Source organism: Rhodococcus quanlei, assembly GCF_055231015.1.
On sequence record NZ_JBUYWD010000010.1, the window covers coordinates 1 to 17,527 of the forward strand.

A 17,527-nucleotide genomic window follows, 5' to 3' on the forward strand; every position below is an offset into this window, starting at 1 on the left:
CCCCCCCCTCCCCCCAAACAAACCACCTCGCCCGGGGGGGCCCCCCCCCCCCCCCCCCCCCCCCCCCCGCCGCTGAGTTCAGAGACCTACACAAGTTTCGGGGCTGCGACGAAATTCGTCGCCAGGCTCTACTCCAGTCCGAACAGCTCTACTCCTGTTCGAACCTTTTTCTGAACCGATCTTCCATGCGAGCCGAGAAACCGCCCGACCCCTTCTTGGGACCGCGCTGCCTCGGATGCCCGATTCCGCGCACGGACTCCTTGGTGGCGGGCTGATCGGATCCTTCGCCCTCGGACTGCGCCGACTTCTTCGATCCGCCGCCCCACAGCATGAGAACGCCGGCAGCGAACATGACGATGAAGCCGACGAGGCTGATGACCGGGAATCCGCCCGGCTTGATCGGTAATGCGACACCGGCAATCAGCAAGACGAGCCCCAGGACGAACAACGCTATCGCCTGAAGTCGACGTCGACTCGATGCCGCACGCATACGGCCGCCTCGCACTGTCGAGGCGAATTTGGGGTCCTCGGCATAGAGAGCGCTCTCGATCTGATCGAGCATGCGCTGCTCGTGCTCGGAGAGTGGCACGGTACCTCCCCCGGCACTGGATGGTGGCAACCTTCACGCAGAGCGGAAAGGTTGGTAGCCGACTTTCCGGCTACTTGTTTCAATAATACGAGTACATCGTGTCACGTACCACCTACTCCGAGAACCTGTTCGATTCAGACGTTTCAGACAGTCACGCCAGAACAGTTTCTCACCTCGCCGAAGACGTCTCGACATCGCATCCGCGGAGCGCTCAGGACGCCCTCAGGTCGAGGCGCCCGACCATCCCCGCATATTCCTCGACCGAATGCAGAAAGTCGCCGACGTTCGCACGGAACGCGTTCGCGCCTTCGTCATCCAGTGACACCGAGACCCCCGCCTCGATCGCGACACGGGTCTGCGACCAGTCGGCGAAGTATTCGGACCACCCCTCGAACTCGGGAGCCGCCCGCGCCATGAGCAGCCAGGCGTTGCGCGATCTACCGGCCTTGACGGCCATTCCGCCCACACCTTCGGCGGCAGCCAGCACCGCCCCTGCCCCTCGCAGCGCCGCCAGGTAGGCGCCGTGAAATCGATCGGAAGGAGTGTCTGCGCTCGCAGAATCCGACAACAGCACATCACCCCGGTTCAACAACGTCGACGCCCGACGAGAGATCGGATGCCTGCGCGGTAGTGCCGTCACTTCGAACACCTCCATCTCGACCCCGGCGCAACCCGTGAAGGGATGTTTCGGGACGACCGTTCGGGATCTGGCGAAGCTCGCTTCCCTCGAGCTTCGCCAGATCGCCGATATCGAACATTCGTTCGACAGATTCAATGTAACCGGACCCACCGACACATCGCCAAGTGAGAGGTAAGACTGGTCGATATGAACGACGCACGCATGCCGCTTGTCGTCGAACTCGACGCCGACAGCTTCCAGACACGTATGCACGAAGCACTGTCGATCTACGTCGCAGCCATGAACTATCCCCGTGGAACCGAGTACCACCGGGCGCCGATGTGGACCGAGCACATTCGGCGGCCTGGATGGCACGGTGTGGGCGCACTGTCCCACGAGCCGGGGGTCGCGCCCGAGGAGGCACCTCTCGTCGCCGTCGCCTACGGATACCGCGGCTCCCCCGACCAGTGGTGGTATCAGCAAGTCCGGGCAGGCATGCAACGGGCGGGCTGGGACGCCGCCGCCATCGATGCCACGCTCGGCAGCTACTTCGAACTCACCGAACTGCACGTCGATCCTTCGTCCCAGGGCAATCGCACAGGTGAGCGGCTGCTGAGACTTCTCCTCCACGGGCGGCCCGAACGCGCGGTCCTGCTCTCCACTCCCGAGATCGCAGACGAAGACAATCGTGCGTGGCGTCTGTACCGACGACTCGGGTTCCGGGACGTACTCCGCAATTACCAGTTCACGGGTGACCGCCGTCCATTTGCGGTGCTGGGCAGAGACCTGCCCGTGCAGAGAACGGAGCCGGCGCAGTGAGCGAGATGGCCGACGTTGCCGTCGTGGGTTCGGGCCACAACGCTCTCGTTGCCGCGTGCTACGTCGCGCGTGCAGGCCGCTCGGTGCAGGTCCTTGAGCGCGACACGGTGATCGGTGGGGCGGTGTCCACCGTGGAACGCTTTCCCGGGCACCGAGTCGACCGAGGTTCGTCCGCCCACATCATGATCAGACACACCGGCATCATCGAAGAGCTCGAGCTCGCCGCCCACGGGTTGCGTTACCTCGACTGCGACCCGTGGGCATTCGCTCCGGCGCCGGCCGGTTCCGACTTTCCCGGCATCGCCTTCCACCGCAGCCTCGACGCCACCTGCCGGTCGATCGAAGCCACATGCGGCGCTGCGGAAGCGGATGCCTACCGCAGCTTCGTCGGCGTGTGGGGACCACGTAGCGCCAGGGTGATGCGTGCATTCTCGAGACCGCCGACCACCCCGGCGCTCGTGTCCTCGTTCTGGGGCCTCGACGCGGACGGCGGGGGCATCGACCTGTCTCGCCAGTTCCTCGCATCGGGCGACGCCCTGCTGGACGAGTTCTTCGACGACGAACGTCTCAAAGCTGCCCTCGCCTGGTTCGGGGCCCAGTCCGGTCCGCCGATGTCCGAGCCTGGCACCGCCCCGATGGTCGGATTCGCAGCCCTCATGCACACCGTGCCACCGGGTCGCGCAGTCGGCGGTAGCGGCGCGCTGACCGCCGCGCTCGCCGCTCGCCTCGAATCCGACGGCGGCAGAACGTCACTGGGCGATTCCGTGACCTCACTCCGTCGCAGTGGTGATCACTGGATCAGCCGCACGGAATCGGGACGCGAAATCCGTTCACGGTCGGTCATCGCCGGATGTCATGTTCTGACGACCCTCGACCTCCTCGAACGCGGCGGCTTCGACACCGATGTCCTTGCCCGATGGCGGCGCAGAATCAGGGTGGGGCCGGGCATCGGAATGGTTGTCAGACTTGCCACCGACGCCCTCCCCCACTATCCGTCGGCCGACCCTCTCGGATCCGATGCCGATGTGACCAACGGTCTGCAATTGCTCGTATCGGATCGCAATCACCTCCGACTGGCACACGGTTCTGCACTGGCAGGCGAACTCCCACCCCGCCCAGCCGTTCTCGGTATGAGCTTCAGCGGTCTGGACCCCACGATCAGCCCACCCGGAGAACATCAAGTCACGCTCTGGTCGCAGTGGCAGCCGTACAGTCTGAGCAGAGCCTCGTCCTGGGATGATGCAGCAGAGCGCGAAGCCGATCGCATCGTGAACGAAATGGAAGCACTCGCCCCCGGGTTCACCGATTCCGTCCACGCGAGGCACGTTCAATCGCCCCGGAACCTCGAAGAAGAGATGGGATTGATCGGCGGAAACGTGATGCACGTCGAGATGTCGCTGGATCAGATGATGATGTGGCGGCCGATCCCGGAACTGTCCGGGCATCGGGTGCCCGGCGCAGACGGGCTCTATCTCACTGGAGCATCGACCCATCCGGGTGGCGGCGTCTCCGGTGCGAGCGGTCGCAGCGCTGCGCGCACAGCGCTCGGCGATACGTCACGGCGCCACGTACGCACACTGTTCCGCAGACGATCGAACACATGAGCCTGGTCGAGCGCAACGGCGCTCGCGTCGCTGCCCTGTTCGCAGCCGCTGCCATTGCAGCCCAGATCGCCTATCCCCTGACGGACGGCCCGACCCGCGACGTAGTGACGGTGGTCGTCGTGGCACTTCTTGCCGCAGCGGCTCTCGCGCACGCCGCGTCCACACGCGGATGGCGCTGGACCGCCTTCCTGCTGCTCGCCACAGCGGGCATCGGACTGACCTCGGAAATCGTCGGTACCGCTACCGGAATCCCGTACGGCTGTTATTCGTACGCCTCGGACCGACTCGGACCGTCCCTCGCAGGTGTCCCCATTGTCGTCCCCTTCGCTTGGACCGCCGGCTTCTATCCGGTGTGGTGCGTGGCGACCCGTATCACCGGGTCCGGACCGGCACGTGCGCTGTTCACCGTAGTCGGATTGATCGGCTGGGATCTGTATCTGGACGCACAGATGGTCGCCGACGGGCAATGGCAGTGGTGCGTCACCGACGCCGGACTGCCCGGACTCGACCACATTCCGCTCACCAACTACGTGGGATGGATGGTCGTCGCGGCCGTGATGGTCGCAGTGATGGCGATTGTCGACTCGAGGCTGGGCCGACCTGCGAGCGCCCTCACTCGCAGTGACACGGTTCCGATCGTGTTGTTTCTGTGGACCTGGTTCGGGTCCGCGCTCGCTCACGCGGTCTTCCTGGACCCTCCGGAGCTGCGGTACTCCGCGATGTACGGACTCGCGGTGATGGGCATCCTGGGTGTTCCACTTCTGTGGCATATGGTTCCCCGACGAGCTCAGGAAGGCCGAGGGAGCCGGTCGCATACGACGTGAGAACGCAACACACCCCCCGCGCTCCCACTCCGCTACTCGTGCCCTGGCACGATAGCCTTGTGCAACTGCCCTCGATTACGGCCGCGCCCCGGCGTTCCGGGCGCCGAGTTCTGTCCATCGTCCTCCTCGGACTGTTCCTTCTCCCAGCCCTCACCGCGTGCCTGCGCGTACAGGTGTCGATGGGGGTCTCGGCGAACGACAGAGTCTCCGGGCAGATCGTGGCCGCGACGGTACCGGTCGACGAGGCCGACAAAGGTCCACAGCTGGTACCACCGGATTCGTTGGCCGACAAGATCCGAGTCCAGGAGTACAAGCAGGACGGCTATGTCGGCTCCCAGGTCTTCTTCAGTGATCTGACGTTCGGCGACGTGTCACAGCTCGGTTCGATGAGTGAGCAGGCGGCCGGGTCGTTCCAGCTCTCACTGAAGCGCTCGGGCGACTTCGTGACACTCGACGGCAGAGCCGATCTCGAATCGGTACCTGCAACAGGGTCGGACATTCAGTTCACCATTGCGTTCCCCGCCCGCATTGCCACGACGAACGGCACCCGTGAGGGCGATTCGATCGTGTCGTGGAAACTACCAGCAGGCGAAACGAGCACGATTCGCGCCGAAGTTCGGTACGCAGACCCGAACACTCGATCCTTCGCCGGTTGGGCGGGAATCGTAGGCGGAGTCACCATCGGCGTCGCCGTCATCGTCGCCGCACTCGCGTGGATGGGCCGCAACAGGGAACCGGCGATCGGCAGCGGACGCCGGAATCCGTCGTCCGGTTCCGACCTGTGACCTCTTGAATCTTGTCGAGTGACACTGCTGCGGACGTGACGATGAAGGCGGCTACCGCGATTTCGGGACTCGGGCTCGTCATCGCAGCCGTCAACTGCTGTAGCACTCCCCGTCTGATACCGAGCGCCGCACCACGCACCTTCGCTGAACGGGTGACGGTTGTCGTTCCCGCACGTGACGAGCGGCGGCGGTTACCTGGCCTGCTCGCGGATCTGCGTGCCCAGACCGGGATCGCCCGACTTCGGGTACTCGTCTACGACGACAACTCCACCGACGGCACCGCCGACATCGCAGAAGCACTCTGCGCCGGCGACACGCGATTCGTGGTGGTTCGTGGTAGCACGGAACCCCCTCTCGGGTGGGTCGGAAAACCCGCCGCGTGTGTGGCGTCCGTCGGGGCCTGTGCCGCCTTCCCCGACTTCCACAGCGGAATGATCGTCTTCCTCGACGCCGACGTGCGACTGCATCCGAACGCCGTCGCGGCAGCCTGTCACGAAGCACGGCATCGAGGGGTCGAACTCCTCAGCCCATGGCCATACCAGCGCGCGGGGTCGTGGCCGGAACGGATGGTTCAACCACTTCTCGCATGGTCTTGGGCCTCAACGCTTCCCACAGCATTCGCAAACCGTGACTCCCGAGTATCCACCGTCGTCGCGTGCGGGCAGTTCCTGGTGTTCGATGCGGTGGCGTACCGCACGATCGGTGGTCACCGCAGCGTTGCCACCAGCGTCACCGAAGACCTCGACATCGCTCGGGTGATGCGCCGATCCGGCTTTCGGACAGCTGTGGTGGCCGCCGGACGCTACGCGCAGTGCCGAATGTACGACGGCGCGCGGCCGCTGAGGAAGGGCTACGGCCGATGGCTGTGGTCCGCATTCGGCACACCGGCCGGAGCCGCCGCGGTCTCGACTGCGTTGGTGCTCGCCTACGTCATGCCGCCCGTGGCGATGATCGCCGGACGTGGATCGAGCAGGCGGTGGGCATTCGCGGCCTATGCGGCTGCAACGGGATCACGCCTGCTTGCCCGGAACCTCGAGAAGGGAACCCCGCCCTGCACCACCGATGTGGTCGATGCCTGCGCACACCCTGCCTCGATCTCGGCCGCCATCGCTCTCACCGCCGCATCGCACCGCGACCATCGGCGTGGACGGGCACAGTGGAAGGGCCGCCCTCTCAGCTGAGCGAGGCAGACCCGGCAGGTGCGGCGGCGTCGACCGACGACGTCGCGGACATACCCTGCACCCCGGAACCGACTTTGTTGCCGAGTCGCTCGAGCACTTCACTGGTGGCACGCGCGTAGTTGAGGGTGATGAAGTGCAGCGCGGGCGCACCTTCGGCGATCAGCCTTTCGCTCATCTCGGTGGCGAGATCGATACCGATCTCGCGCACTGCGGCGCGGTTCTCCTCCGGACCGTCACCGGCCGCGAGGTCGAACTTCCGCTCGAGGTGTGCGGGCAGCGACGAACCGGACAGTTCGAGCATGCGACGCACCGATCGCAACGAGGTGACCGGCATGATCTCGGGGATGATCGGTTTGGTGCCCTGCTCGGCGTCGTATGCGCTGACCCGATCCCGCAAGCGCAGGTAGTCCTCGACGTCGAAGAACATCTGAGTGATCGAATACTCTGCGCCCGCGCGCAGTTTCGACACCAGATAGCGGGTGTCGTGCGCGAGGTCGGGAGCGCGATAATGCCCCTCGGGGAACGACGCCACTCCGACATGAAAGTCGCCGAGGTCGCGTACCAAACGCACAAGTTCTTCCGCGTACTCGACACCTTCGGGGTGCTTCTGCCACTCGCCGAGGGGGTCACCGGGCGGGTCACCGCGCAACACCAGAATGTTGCTGATGCCCCGGTCTGCGTACGCGCCGACCATGGACCGCAACTCGTCGACACTGTGCGACACAGCGGTGAGGTGTGCGACCGGCAGCAACGTCGTTTCCTCGGCCAGCTGACCGGTGACCCGGACCGTGCGGTCCCGAGTCGAGCCACCCGCTCCATAGGTCATCGACACGAATGCCGGGCCGAGCCGCTCGAACACGCGGACGGCACGCCACAACCTCGCTTCGGCCATCTCGTCGCGAGGCGGTGAGAACTCGACCGAGAACGGCACTCTGCCGTCACCGGACACACCTATCCGGTCGACGATGGACGGAGTGCGAGTCGCCCAACCTTCGCTGGCGCGCCCCCTGACGGAATCGAATGTCACCCGTCCAGCATATGTTCGACAGCGGCCGAACCGGACACTGCATCCGGGCGTGCGGTCATATCCCCAGCCTGCGGCCAACTTTTGGGTTCACTATGGTGGTTCGTACTTCACGTAGACCCGAATTTGGAGGCCACCCTGTCCGCTGGACCGCGACCACCCGCACTCGCGGCACGGGTCGAGACCGCCCTTCGCGAGTTCTTCGCCTCACGAGCGACCGTCGTCGACGATCTCGGCGCCGACTACCGCGCCGCCGTGAACGCCCTCGAAAGTTTCGTACTGCGCGGCGGAAAGCGAGTACGCCCGTCCTTCGCTTGGACCGGATGGCTGGGAAGCGGCGGCGACCCCGACGGCCCGGACGCCGAGGCCGTGCTGCGGGCCTGCTCGGCACTCGAACTGGTACAGGCCTGTGCGTTGGTGCACGACGACATCATCGACGCCTCCACCACCCGGCGCGGCTTTCCCACCGTCCATGTCGAGTTCGCCGAATCGCATCAGGTCCAGGGTTGGAGCGGTGACGCGCAACGCTTCGGGGAGGCAGTGGCCATCCTCCTGGGCGACCTGGCTCTCGCCTGGGCAGACGACATGATCCGCGATTCGGGCATCTCCCCTGCGGCCACTGCTCGCATCTCCCCCGTCTGGTCGGCCATGCGGACCGAGGTTCTCGGCGGCCAGTTCCTCGACATCTCCGGCGAGGCCGGCGGAGACGAGTCGATCGAGGCCGCGCTACGCGTCAACACCTACAAAACTGCTGCATACACGATCGAGCGCCCACTGAATCTGGGCGCCGAACTCGCCGGCGCCGACCCGGCGCTCGTGCGCGACTACCGCCGGTTCGGGCGCGATATCGGCATCGCGTTCCAGCTTCGCGACGACGTTCTCGGTGTCTTCGGCGATCCTGCCGTCACGGGAAAACCGTCCGGTGACGACCTTCGTGCAGGCAAGCGAACCGTCTTGTTCGCCTCTGCCCTGCAACGCGCGGACTCGTCGAATCCCACCGCGGCCGAGCTCCTCCGAAACGGAATCGGGACCGATCTGACCGACTCGGAAGTCGACGAACTCCGACGAGTGATCACAGAACTCGGTGCGGTCGACGACATGGAACAGCGCATCACCACTCTGACGGACGAAGCGATCGCCGTGCTCCACGCGAGTTCTGCCACCCCGGAAGCCAAGCGCCTACTCACGGACATGGCGATCGCTGCCACGAGCCGTGCGTCCTGAGGGCCGGTAGGAGTCAGGGTGGGATGGAACCGAACGGTCACCGGCAGCACCGAACACGTCGTGGTGGTCGGCTGCGGTCTGGCGGGCCTGTCCGCGGCTCTGCACATCCTCGGTTCGGGCCGGAGGGTGACGCTGGTCGAGCGTGACAGCACGCCCGGTGGTCGGGTCGGCACATACGGGTTCGCCGATTACGACATCGACAACGGAGCCACGGTCTTGACGATGCCCGAACTCGTCGATCAGGCCTTGGCGGCCGTCGGCGCACACCCTGCCTCGACCCGGCCGGCTGTGGTGTCACACAAACTCGTCCCCGCATATCACGCGCGCTTCGCAGACGGAACGTCGCTGGACGTACATTCCGATCCCGACCGGATGGCGGCCGCCGTCGCAGAACTCTGCGGCCCCGACGAAGCGCGCCGATACCTGCGGCTCCGAGACTGGCTCGGCGACATCTTCGACGCCGAGTTCGACCGGTTCATGGACTCCAACTTCGATTCGCCGCTCGATCTCGTGTCGTCCCGCGGAGCGGTGAAGGATCTGGCGCGACTGGTCCGACTCGGCGGGTTCGGCCGGCTCGGCCCCCAGGTAGGACGACACCTCACCGACGCCCGCTTGCGCCGCATCTTCACATTCCAGGCGCTCTACGCGGGTGTGGCACCCGCGCGCGCACTCGCCGTGTACGGGGCGATCGCACACATGGACACGTCGTTGGGGGTGTATTTCCCGGAAGGCGGGATGCGCACCATCGGCCAGGCAATGGCCGATGCCTTCGTACGCGCAGGCGGCACGCTGCTGTTGGATTCGACGGTGACCGGACTGGACGTCGGGAACGGACGTGTCCACACCGTCCGACTGGGCAACGGTGAACCGATCGCCTGCGACGCCGTGGTGCTGACCCCGGACATAGCGGTCGTCGACGACCTTCTCCGGCCCACCGCGGCGGTTGTTCCACGCCGCGCACGGATATCCCCGTCCGCAGTCGTCCTGCACGGATCGATCCCGCGCGCCGTCACGCAGCAGTGGCCGAGGCGGCACCACACGATCGACTTCGGGCACGCGTGGGAACGCACCTTCCGCCACATCACCGCGCGAGCAGGCCGCGGACGCCTGATGTCCGACCCGTCACTTCTCATCACCCGACCGGCGGTGACCGATCCCACACTTGGGATCGAACGTGGCGGTGTGGAGTTCGAACCGCTCTCGGTACTGGCTCCGTGCCCCAACCTGCACAGTGCACCACTGGACTGGACGTCGATCACCGAGCCGTACACAGCCGAACTCCTGGGCAGTCTCGAACGACGCGGATATGTGGGCATCACCGAAAACTTCGGGATCGACCACGTCGACACGCCTGTGACGTGGGCAGAAAAGGGGATGTCCGCCGGCAGCCCATTCGCTTCGGCACATATATTCCGGCAAACCGGACCATTCCGGAGGAGCAACATGGTGCGCGGTCTCGACAACGTCGTCCTCGCCGGATCGGGCACCGTTCCAGGGGTCGGCGTACCTACGGTTCTCATCTCCGGGAAGCTCGCCGCGGAGCGAATCATCGGCCCCCGCCGGTGAGCCGCGGTTCGGAACTCGGCCGATCACCCTCTAAACTGGTCCCCCGACCACGCAAATCCGAGCACGCGTCGCGGCGTGCTCCGACCACAGCCGACCAATCGGGGGAGGAATCTGCGAACATGACGTCCTCTACCCGTGCCGACGTCCGCACCGACGACACGGTCGTCGCGACGCGTGCATCCACACGTCAGTGGATGCGCAACACCGGAGATTTTCTCCGTAGCCCGCAGGGTCGTGCCGCACTCCTCGGATTCGTCGGTGCAGTGTTCATTACCTTCGGCGGATTCGGCGCCGGCAGCGTTCGCCGCCAGGACCCACTCCTCGAGTCGATGTACCTGTCGTGGCTTCGGTTCGGGCACGGTCAGATCTTGTCGACTGTGATCGTCTGGCTCGGCGTGCTCGCGATGATCGTGGCCTGGGTCCGACTCGGTCGCAGCGCACTGGCCCACCAGGTAGGCCTGTCGCATCTGCGCACGATCGTCGTCCTCTGGATTGCCCCGCTGCTGCTCGCAGTACCGATGTTCAGTCGCGATGCCTATTCCTATCTCGCACAGGGCGCTCTGCTACGCGACGGATTCGACCCCTACGCAGTCGGGCCGGTGGTCAACCCCGGAACACTGCTCGACAACGTCAGCAACGTGTGGACCACCACAACAGCCCCGTACGGGCCGATCTTCCTGTTCCTCGGTCAGCTGATCACCACACTGACCGGCGACAACGTCGTCACAGGCACGATGCTCCTGCGCATCACCATGCTTCCGGGTCTCGCCCTGATGGTCTGGGCGGTTCCGCGGCTCGCCCGCCACCTGGGTGGCAACCCCACCATGGCAGTGTGGCTCGCCGTCCTGAATCCGCTCGTCCTGATCCACTTGATCGGCGGAGTTCACAACGAACTTCTGATGGTCGGGTTGATGACCGCCGGCATCGTGCTCGCTCTCGAACGCAAACATCTCGCCGGCATTGCACTCGTGTCGGTTGCGGTCGCCATCAAGGCGACAGCAGGCGCGGCCCTCCCGTTCATAGTCTGGATCTGGATACTTCACGAGAAACAGCAAGCAGAGGCCGAAGGACGCGAACCGGCCAAACCGATCGCGTTGTTCGTCAAGACCGCAGGTACCGGATTCGCCCTCTTCGTAGCCGTTTTCGCAGGTTGCTCCGCCATCGCCGGTGTAGGCCTCGGGTGGATGACAGCGTTGTCCGGCTCCGCGAAGATCATCAACTGGCTGTCCCTGCCCACGATCATGGCGCACCTCGTCACCGTCGGTACGTCATGGTTCGCCGACCTTCGGCTCGGTGGGGTACTCGAGATCACACGCTTGATCTGCGCGGTCGCTCTCGTCGCGATCGTCCTCGCGGTGTGGTGGCGCTTCCGCAAGTCGGAACGGAGTGCGGTTCTCGGAATTTTGATCGTACTCGTCGCCATCGTGGTCCTGTCCCCGGCCGCATTGCCGTGGTATTACTCGTGGCCACTCGCGGTGGCCGCCGGCTTCGCGCTGTCGTACCGGACACTCATGATCCTGGTGGGTCTGTCGACGTGGCTCATGTTGGTGTTCCAACCCGACGGTTCCATCGGCCTCTACACGCTGCCCCATGTCATGTTGGCAACGTTCGCCGCGGTGGTCGCCGCGATGTCGTTGGGCACCGTTGATCCTCTACGACTTCGCACGCCCCGACCGGAGCGCACCGCGGCGCAGGAGCGCACCGCGGCGCAGGATCGCGCCGCGGCCGATCCGGTCGCCGTCGCAGAGTAAGGCACGCATTTGCGTGACCCGCTCACCGTCTCCGAGTCGTATCGGCATTGCGGCCGCATCACCGCCCGACACGGCCGCACCTACTTTCTCGCCACCAGGTTGCTCCCCCAACCACGGCGCCGCGCCGTGCACGCCCTGTACGCCTACGCTCGGGTCGTCGACGATCTCGTGGACGAGAACGTGATCGCGGTCGAGAACCCAGCAGACATCATTGGCGACGTCGAACGCGTGCTGCGCGACCGCACAGCTACCGCCCCACGCCGTCTACCGGCGTTGAACGCGATACTGCCGGCATTCCACGACACCGTCGATCGTTTCGATCTCCCTGTCTCCTACTTCTCCGCGTTCCTCGAATCGATGAAGATGGATCTTCCGGGAACACCCCGGTATCGCTCGGAATACCGGTCGATGGCAGAGCTCGCCGAATACATGTACGGGTCTGCCGTGGTGATCGGACTCCAACTACTCCCCGTACTCGGCACCAAGGTTCCGGTCGACGAGGCAGCCCCCCATGCGGCAGCCCTGGGTGAAGCGTTCCAGCTCACCAACTTTCTGCGCGACGTCGGAGAGGACCTCGAACGGGGCCGCGTGTATCTGCCTCTGGACGAGCTGGCCGTCTTCGGCGTCGACAGAGACATGCTCGAACTGGCGCGACACGGTGCTCATTCGCCTCGTATCGACCGCGCCCTTGCCCACTTGATCGCAACCACACGAGCCGCCTATCGCGACGCCGAACCGGGCATCGCAATGCTGGACGATCGTGTCCAGCCCGGGATCAGAACCGCATTCACCTTGTATTCACTGATTCTCGACGAGATCGAACGAAACGGGTTTCGGGTGCTGGATCGGCGAGCGACCGTCTCGTCCCACAACCGATGGGCCGTCGCGCTCCCCCAACTGGCGCGACTGGCACCCCAACTCTGCTGCCGACAACCCGTCCGGTTTCCAGTAGCAGGCCGGTCCTAGAATGCTGAGGCTTGCGCGCGCCTGATGACTTCTCGTGCGAGGTCACCGCGCATTGCCTCGATCGGTGTGCCGGGCAGAGATTCGTCCTCGCGGAACAGCCACGCCAGAATCTCCTCATCGGTGAACCCGCCGTCGTGCAGAACCGACAGCAGTCCGGGAAGGCGATGCAGAATCTCGCCGTCGTCGCCGAAGAACGCCTCGGGTATCCCCAGGACCCCGTCACGCCGGATCGCGATGAGGCTGCGATCGCGCAGCATCTGCTGAACCTTCGTCACCGCCAGTCCGATGCTCTTCGCCACGTCCGGCAACTGCAGCAAAGAGACGGATCGATCCAGAACATCGGCAGAATATGGGATGGCACTCACGTGCACAACCGTATCGAATCGCAACCCCACCGAGGTACCCGGTGGTTCCACTCCAGCACCAAGGGTCGTTCCACTCCACGTCGTACCGGTCGGTGCGGCTGACTACGATTGACGACACCGGTATCGGACGATCCGGAATTCTGGACTGCAGGAGGATACGGCTTGATCGGCGAACTGCTCGAACGGCGCTATCGGGTGGATGCGACGATTGCGCGTGGGGGGATGTCCACCGTCTACCGCGGACTCGATACACGCCTCGACCGACCGGTGGCCATCAAAGTCATGGACCCACAGTTCGCCACGGACCCTGCGTTCGTGTCGCGTTTCGAGATGGAAGCGCGATCGGTTGCACGACTGAAACACCCGTCCCTGGTCGCCGTCTACGACCAGGGCCACGACGGTGACCACGCGTTTCTGGTCATGGAGTTGGTGGAAGGTGGAACCCTGCGCGAGCTGTTGCGTGAACGCGGTCCCATGCCGCCCCACGCGGTCGCGGCGGTCGCAGGCCCCGTCCTCGACGCCTTGGCGGTGGCGCACCGCGCGGGTTTGGTTCACCGCGATGTCAAGCCCGAGAACATTCTCGTTTCCGATTCCGGAGAGGTGAAGATCGCGGATTTCGGGCTCGTTCGTGCGGCCGCCGCCGCCAACACCACATCCAACAGTGTCATCCTCGGAACTGCCGCCTACCTGTCGCCCGAACAGGTGACCACGGGCGTCTCCGACACCCGAAGTGACGTCTATTCCACGGGGATCCTGCTGTTCGAACTCCTGACCGGAAACCCGCCGTTCAGCGGCGACACTTCGCTGTCGGTGGCCTACCAACGAATCAACCAGGACGTGCCCCGCCCCAGTTCGTTCATTCCGGGCGTTCCCGCAGAGTTCGACGAACTCGTCGCCGAGGCGACGCACCGTGAACCCGATCATCGTTTCACCAACGCAGGCGAGTTGTCCGCAGCACTGCGGAGAGCGTCCACGGCACTGAACCTGCCCGAATACCGGGTACCTGCACCACGTAAATCCGCCCAGCACGAAAGTGCCGCCCGTTTCGCGACGCCGGCGGGCCCAGTACCCCCACCGCCGGCTGTTCCCGACCACTCCCCTACGACGGTCGTACCGGCAGCGGCAGGCCCCTCGAACGGCCGGCCCGACGATCATCGGGCACCTGACGGAGTGCAACACACCCGGATGATGACGGGACTCACGCCTCGCAGTGCAGTGCTCGACGCCGGCGCCGATGTCGGTCCTGGCGATGAAGCGGCCTTCCCCGATGCGGCCACCCCGCTCGGTAGTTCGGGGTACGAAACCACCGGTTACGAGGCCAAACGCCGCCGATCGCGCCGCACCACGACGGTGTGGCTCCTCGTCGTCGTCTCCATGGCTCTCGCCGTCGCGTTCGGTGGGTGGTGGATGGGGTCCGGCCGCTACACGGCCGTTCCGTCGATCGAGGGACTCGACCAGAACGCAGCGACCAGTGCGATCGAAGCCGCAGGGCTCTCCGCAGATATTCGTGGTCAGTACTCCGACACCGTCCCGAAATCGACCGTCCTGGGCACCGACCCGGTCGCTGGTTCGGAAATCGTACGAGACGGAACGGTCGCGCTTCTGGTGTCACTGGGCCGCCCGGCCGTACCGAGCCTCGTATCGGGTGGCGAGCGTGAACGCATCGAACAGGTCTTGAGGGATCACACCTTTGTCCCCGTCGACGGTGGGGAGGCATTCAGCGTGTCGGTGCCCGAGGGAAGTGTGGCCGCCTTGGAACCGGCACCGGGAACCGTCCTTCCTGTGGGGTCGAGCGTCTCGGTGATCACCAGCAAGGGCAGCCCACCCGTCACCGTCCCCGACGTGGCCGGCATGAGTGAAGACGAAGCCAGGGCAGCTTTGGACGACATCGGCATCACGGTGAGTTCGGTGAAGGAAAAGTTCTCCCCCGACGTTCCAGGCGGGCATGTCATCGACTCCGATCCCCGGATCGGTGCCACCACGCGTGCCGGCGGCAGCGCCACCCTCACCGTGTCGAATGCTGTCGAGGTTCCGTTCCTGCTCGGCCGCTCCGTCGACTCCGCTCGTGAAGAGCTGGACCGACTCGGTCTCGACGTCAAAGTCACCCAAGTGGCCGATACCGACGCGTCGCTCGTGATCACGCAGTCACCGGGCAGCGGGGATCTGGTGAAGCCGGGGAGCAAGATCAGAATCGTGTCGTTTCCCTGACGCGACCACTCGCGGCCGATCGTCTCCCCGGCCCGTACCAGCGGACTAGCCCCGCAACATCTCCGCGACCAGGAAGGCCAGTTCGAGAGACTGCTGCGTGTTCAGTCGCGGATCGCATGCGGTCTCGTAGCGCCCCGACAGGTCGAGATCCGAGATGTCCTGCGCGCCGCCCAGGCACTCGGTGACATCTTCACCCGTGAGCTCGACGTGGATTCCACCCGGGTGCGTGCCCAGACCGTTGTGGACCTCGAAGAATCCCTGCACCTCGTCGACGATCCGGTCGAAGTGCCGGGTCTTGTAGCCGGTGGATGCCTCGTGGGTGTTGCCGTGCATCGGGTCGCACTGCCAGATCACCTGGTGCCCGGTCGCCTGCACCTTTTCGATGATCGGAGGCAGCAGGTCACGCACCTTGCCGTTACCCATACGCGAGATCAGGGTGAGCCGGCCGGGCTTGTTGGTCGGGTCCAGACGCTCGACGTACTCGACAGCCATCTCCGGCGTGGTACTCGGTCCGATCTTCAAACCGATCGGGTTGGCCAATAGTTCGGCGAGTGCAATGTGTGCGCCGTCGAGCTGGCGGGTACGGTCGCCGATCCACAGGAAGTGTGCGGACAGGTCGTACAGCTTCGGATGGTCGCCCTGGTCGTCGAGGCGCAGCATCGCACGTTCGTAATCGAGAACGAGTGCCTCGTGGCTGGCAAAGATCTGAGCCTGGTGCAGGCTCGGGTCCGTGACACCGCATGCATTCATGAACTGGAGTCCGCGGTCGATCTCTTCCGCAAGTGCCTCGTAACGGGCCCCGGCCGGTGAGGATGTGACGAACTCACGGTTCCAGTCGTGAACCTTGTGCAGGTCGGCCATTCCGGCCCCGGTCAGCGCACGAACGAGATTCATCGCCGCGCTGGCGTTGGCGTAGGCGCGCACCAGCCGAGACGGATCGTGAGCGCGGACGGCGTCGTCCGCGACGATCGAGTTGACCATGTCACCGCGGTAGGACGGCAAGCCGAGAGCGTCGACGTTGGACGAACGCGGCTTTGCGTACTGGCCGGCGATGCGCGCAACCTTCACCACCGGCAGGCTGGCGCCGTAGGTGAGCACCACCGCCATCTGAAGGAGTGTGCGAATGTTGCCCTTGATGTGGGGTTCGGTGTTGTCCGCGAACGTCTCGGCACAGTCACCGCCCTGCAGCAGGAATGCCTCACCACGCGCAACCTGCGCAAGCTTGTCCTGGAGCGCCTCGACCTCGCTGGCCACAGTGATCGGCGGAACGCTCTCGAGCACGGTGCGCATACCGGCAGCCTGCTCCTCGGGCCACTGCGGCTGTTGGGCCGCCGGCTTGGCAAGTGCTGCATCGAGCTGGTTACGAAGCTCGGCCGGCAGGGGCGGGAGTTCGGGCAGTCGGTCGATGGGCACGTCCACAGTCCAGTTCACCCCTACAGGATATTCGTTCCGATTCCGGCGGGCGACTCAGGTCACCCCAGAGAACGTGCGGCGAGCACTGCCTCGAACTTGACCAGGTTGTGTCTCGCATCGGCCAGCGCGTCGTGCGCGTCGTCCGGGGCGGCAGGCAACGCCGGACTTCCGTTCTCTTCCCAGAACTGCTTCAGCTCCCGTGTGAAGCGCGGGAGCGACTGCGGCAGGGCTGTCATGGGCCCCCACAACTGGCACAGCGCCACATGGTCGTAGGCAGCGACCCACGCCCACAGCTCGGGGACGATCCCGGGCCGGGGAATCAGGAACGCGAGGAGGTCGTCTCGAATGCGTGCCCGGCTCTTCCAGAGCGGTGAGGACGGCTGGGGCAACTTCGGAAGGACGTTCTTTCGCACCCACTTGCCTGCTCGATCCGGATCGAACTCCGTCGACACGGCATAGAACTCCCGCCCGTCCTCGGCAACCACTCCAATCGAGACCAGGTCGATGGTGTGACCGTCCTCGATGAATTCACAGTCGTAGAAGTAGCGCACGTCCGCAAACTATGCCCCACTGGTGGTGGGAAGGTGTC

General features: G+C 65.1%; 16 protein-coding genes. 10 read left to right on the forward strand and 6 right to left on the reverse strand.

Going from position 1 to position 17,527, the window contains the following annotated elements; translation table 11 throughout:
* Positions 1 to 148: 148 nt before the first annotated feature.
* Both ACZI8Q_RS07510 and ACZI8Q_RS07515 read right to left on the reverse strand, forming a co-directional pair.
* Positions 149 to 589, reverse strand: coding sequence for a DUF3040 domain-containing protein (locus tag ACZI8Q_RS07510; protein WP_463372889.1), 441 nt, complete (start codon positions 587 to 589; stop codon positions 149 to 151).
* Positions 590 to 800: 211 nt separating this feature from the next.
* Positions 801 to 1,229: an SAV_6107 family HEPN domain-containing protein gene (locus ACZI8Q_RS07515; RefSeq protein ID WP_463372890.1), complete on the reverse strand. Its 429-nt coding sequence runs from the start codon at positions 1,227 to 1,229 to the stop codon at positions 801 to 803.
* A 186-nt stretch (positions 1,230 to 1,415) separates the two neighbouring features.
* Between ACZI8Q_RS07515 and ACZI8Q_RS07520 the strand changes: the two genes are divergently transcribed.
* From ACZI8Q_RS07520 to ACZI8Q_RS07540, 5 genes are read left to right on the forward strand one after another with little or no spacing between them, the layout of a single operon-like run.
* Complete coding sequence (locus ACZI8Q_RS07520; protein WP_463372891.1) at positions 1,416 to 2,027, forward strand: GNAT family N-acetyltransferase; 612 nt, start codon at positions 1,416 to 1,418, stop codon at positions 2,025 to 2,027.
* Between the two features lie 5 nt (positions 2,028 to 2,032).
* Positions 2,033 to 3,631, forward strand: a complete 1,599-nt coding sequence (locus ACZI8Q_RS07525; protein WP_463373155.1) for a phytoene desaturase family protein — start codon at positions 2,033 to 2,035, stop codon at positions 3,629 to 3,631.
* Complete coding sequence (locus ACZI8Q_RS07530) at positions 3,628 to 4,455, forward strand: carotenoid biosynthesis protein (RefSeq protein ID WP_463372892.1); 828 nt, start codon at positions 3,628 to 3,630, stop codon at positions 4,453 to 4,455. The genes ACZI8Q_RS07525 and ACZI8Q_RS07530 overlap by 4 nt, the downstream gene beginning before the upstream one ends.
* A 59-nt stretch (positions 4,456 to 4,514) precedes the next feature.
* Positions 4,515 to 5,240, forward strand: coding sequence for an LppM family (lipo)protein (locus ACZI8Q_RS07535; protein ID WP_463372893.1), 726 nt, complete (start codon positions 4,515 to 4,517; stop codon positions 5,238 to 5,240).
* Positions 5,241 to 5,281: 41 nt separating this feature from the next.
* Positions 5,282 to 6,421, forward strand: a complete 1,140-nt coding sequence (locus ACZI8Q_RS07540) for a glycosyltransferase family 2 protein (RefSeq protein ID WP_463373156.1) — start codon at positions 5,282 to 5,284, stop codon at positions 6,419 to 6,421.
* Here ACZI8Q_RS07540 and ACZI8Q_RS07545 read toward each other — a convergent pair.
* Positions 6,414 to 7,448 (reverse strand): methylenetetrahydrofolate reductase, encoded by a 1,035-nt coding sequence (locus tag ACZI8Q_RS07545; protein WP_463372894.1) that lies wholly within the window; start codon positions 7,446 to 7,448, stop codon positions 6,414 to 6,416. The two genes, ACZI8Q_RS07540 and ACZI8Q_RS07545, sit on opposite strands and share 8 nt — an antisense overlap.
* A gap of 123 nt (positions 7,449 to 7,571) precedes the next feature.
* On the opposite strand from ACZI8Q_RS07545, the gene ACZI8Q_RS07550 reads away from it, so the two are divergent.
* The 4 genes from ACZI8Q_RS07550 to ACZI8Q_RS07565 all read left to right on the forward strand — a co-directional run bounded on the left by ACZI8Q_RS07550 (position 7,572) and on the right by ACZI8Q_RS07565 (position 12,952).
* Entirely contained in the window at positions 7,572 to 8,669 is a 1,098-nt protein-coding gene (locus tag ACZI8Q_RS07550) for a polyprenyl synthetase family protein (RefSeq protein WP_463372895.1), read from the forward strand.
* Positions 8,670 to 8,687: 18 nt separating this feature from the next.
* The gene (crtI, locus tag ACZI8Q_RS07555; RefSeq protein ID WP_463372896.1) at positions 8,688 to 10,235 is read left to right on the forward strand and encodes a phytoene desaturase family protein; all 1,548 of its coding nucleotides are present in this window, start codon (positions 8,688 to 8,690) and stop codon (positions 10,233 to 10,235) included.
* A gap of 119 nt (positions 10,236 to 10,354) precedes the next feature.
* Positions 10,355 to 11,986 carry an alpha-(1->6)-mannopyranosyltransferase A gene (locus ACZI8Q_RS07560; RefSeq protein ID WP_463372897.1) on the forward strand — a complete coding sequence of 544 codons (1,632 nt, stop codon included), beginning with the start codon at positions 10,355 to 10,357 and terminating at the stop codon, positions 11,984 to 11,986.
* Positions 11,987 to 11,995: 9 nt separating this feature from the next.
* Positions 11,996 to 12,952, forward strand: a complete 957-nt coding sequence (locus tag ACZI8Q_RS07565; RefSeq protein WP_463372898.1) for a phytoene/squalene synthase family protein — start codon at positions 11,996 to 11,998, stop codon at positions 12,950 to 12,952.
* On the opposite strand, the gene ACZI8Q_RS07570 is transcribed toward ACZI8Q_RS07565, so the two are convergent.
* Positions 12,949 to 13,317: an Rv2175c family DNA-binding protein gene (locus ACZI8Q_RS07570; protein WP_463372899.1), complete on the reverse strand. Its 369-nt coding sequence runs from the start codon at positions 13,315 to 13,317 to the stop codon at positions 12,949 to 12,951. The genes ACZI8Q_RS07565 and ACZI8Q_RS07570 overlap by 4 nt on opposite strands.
* A gap of 162 nt (positions 13,318 to 13,479) precedes the next feature.
* On the opposite strand from ACZI8Q_RS07570, the gene pknB reads away from it, so the two are divergent.
* A complete protein-coding gene (gene pknB, locus ACZI8Q_RS07575) occupies positions 13,480 to 15,525 on the forward strand; it encodes a Stk1 family PASTA domain-containing Ser/Thr kinase (protein WP_463372900.1) in 2,046 nt (681 codons plus the stop codon).
* 45 nt (positions 15,526 to 15,570) lie between these two features.
* Here pknB and ACZI8Q_RS07580 read toward each other — a convergent pair whose 3' ends face one another.
* Entirely contained in the window at positions 15,571 to 16,956 is a 1,386-nt protein-coding gene (locus ACZI8Q_RS07580) for a class II 3-deoxy-7-phosphoheptulonate synthase (RefSeq protein WP_463372901.1), read from the reverse strand.
* A 41-nt stretch (positions 16,957 to 16,997) separates the two neighbouring features.
* On the reverse strand, positions 16,998 to 17,489 hold the full coding sequence (locus tag ACZI8Q_RS07585) for a polyadenylate-specific 3'-exoribonuclease AS (RefSeq protein ID WP_463372902.1): 492 nt from the start codon (positions 17,487 to 17,489) through the stop codon (positions 16,998 to 17,000).
* Between the last annotated feature and the right edge of the window lie 38 nt (positions 17,490 to 17,527).

Excerpts from the sequence above, each read along its gene's own strand:
- ACZI8Q_RS07520 (WP_463372891.1), top strand. The coding sequence starts at position 1,416 with ATGAACGACGCACGCATGCCGCTTGTCGTCGAACTCGACGCCGACAGC.
- ACZI8Q_RS07525 (WP_463373155.1), top strand. The coding sequence starts at position 2,033 with ATGGCCGACGTTGCCGTCGTGGGTTCGGGCCACAACGCTCTCGTTGCC.
- ACZI8Q_RS07530 (WP_463372892.1), top strand. The coding sequence starts at position 3,628 with ATGAGCCTGGTCGAGCGCAACGGCGCTCGCGTCGCTGCCCTGTTCGCA.
- ACZI8Q_RS07540 (WP_463373156.1), top strand. The coding sequence starts at position 5,282 with ATGAAGGCGGCTACCGCGATTTCGGGACTCGGGCTCGTCATCGCAGCC.
- ACZI8Q_RS07560 (WP_463372897.1), top strand. The coding sequence starts at position 10,355 with ATGACGTCCTCTACCCGTGCCGACGTCCGCACCGACGACACGGTCGTC.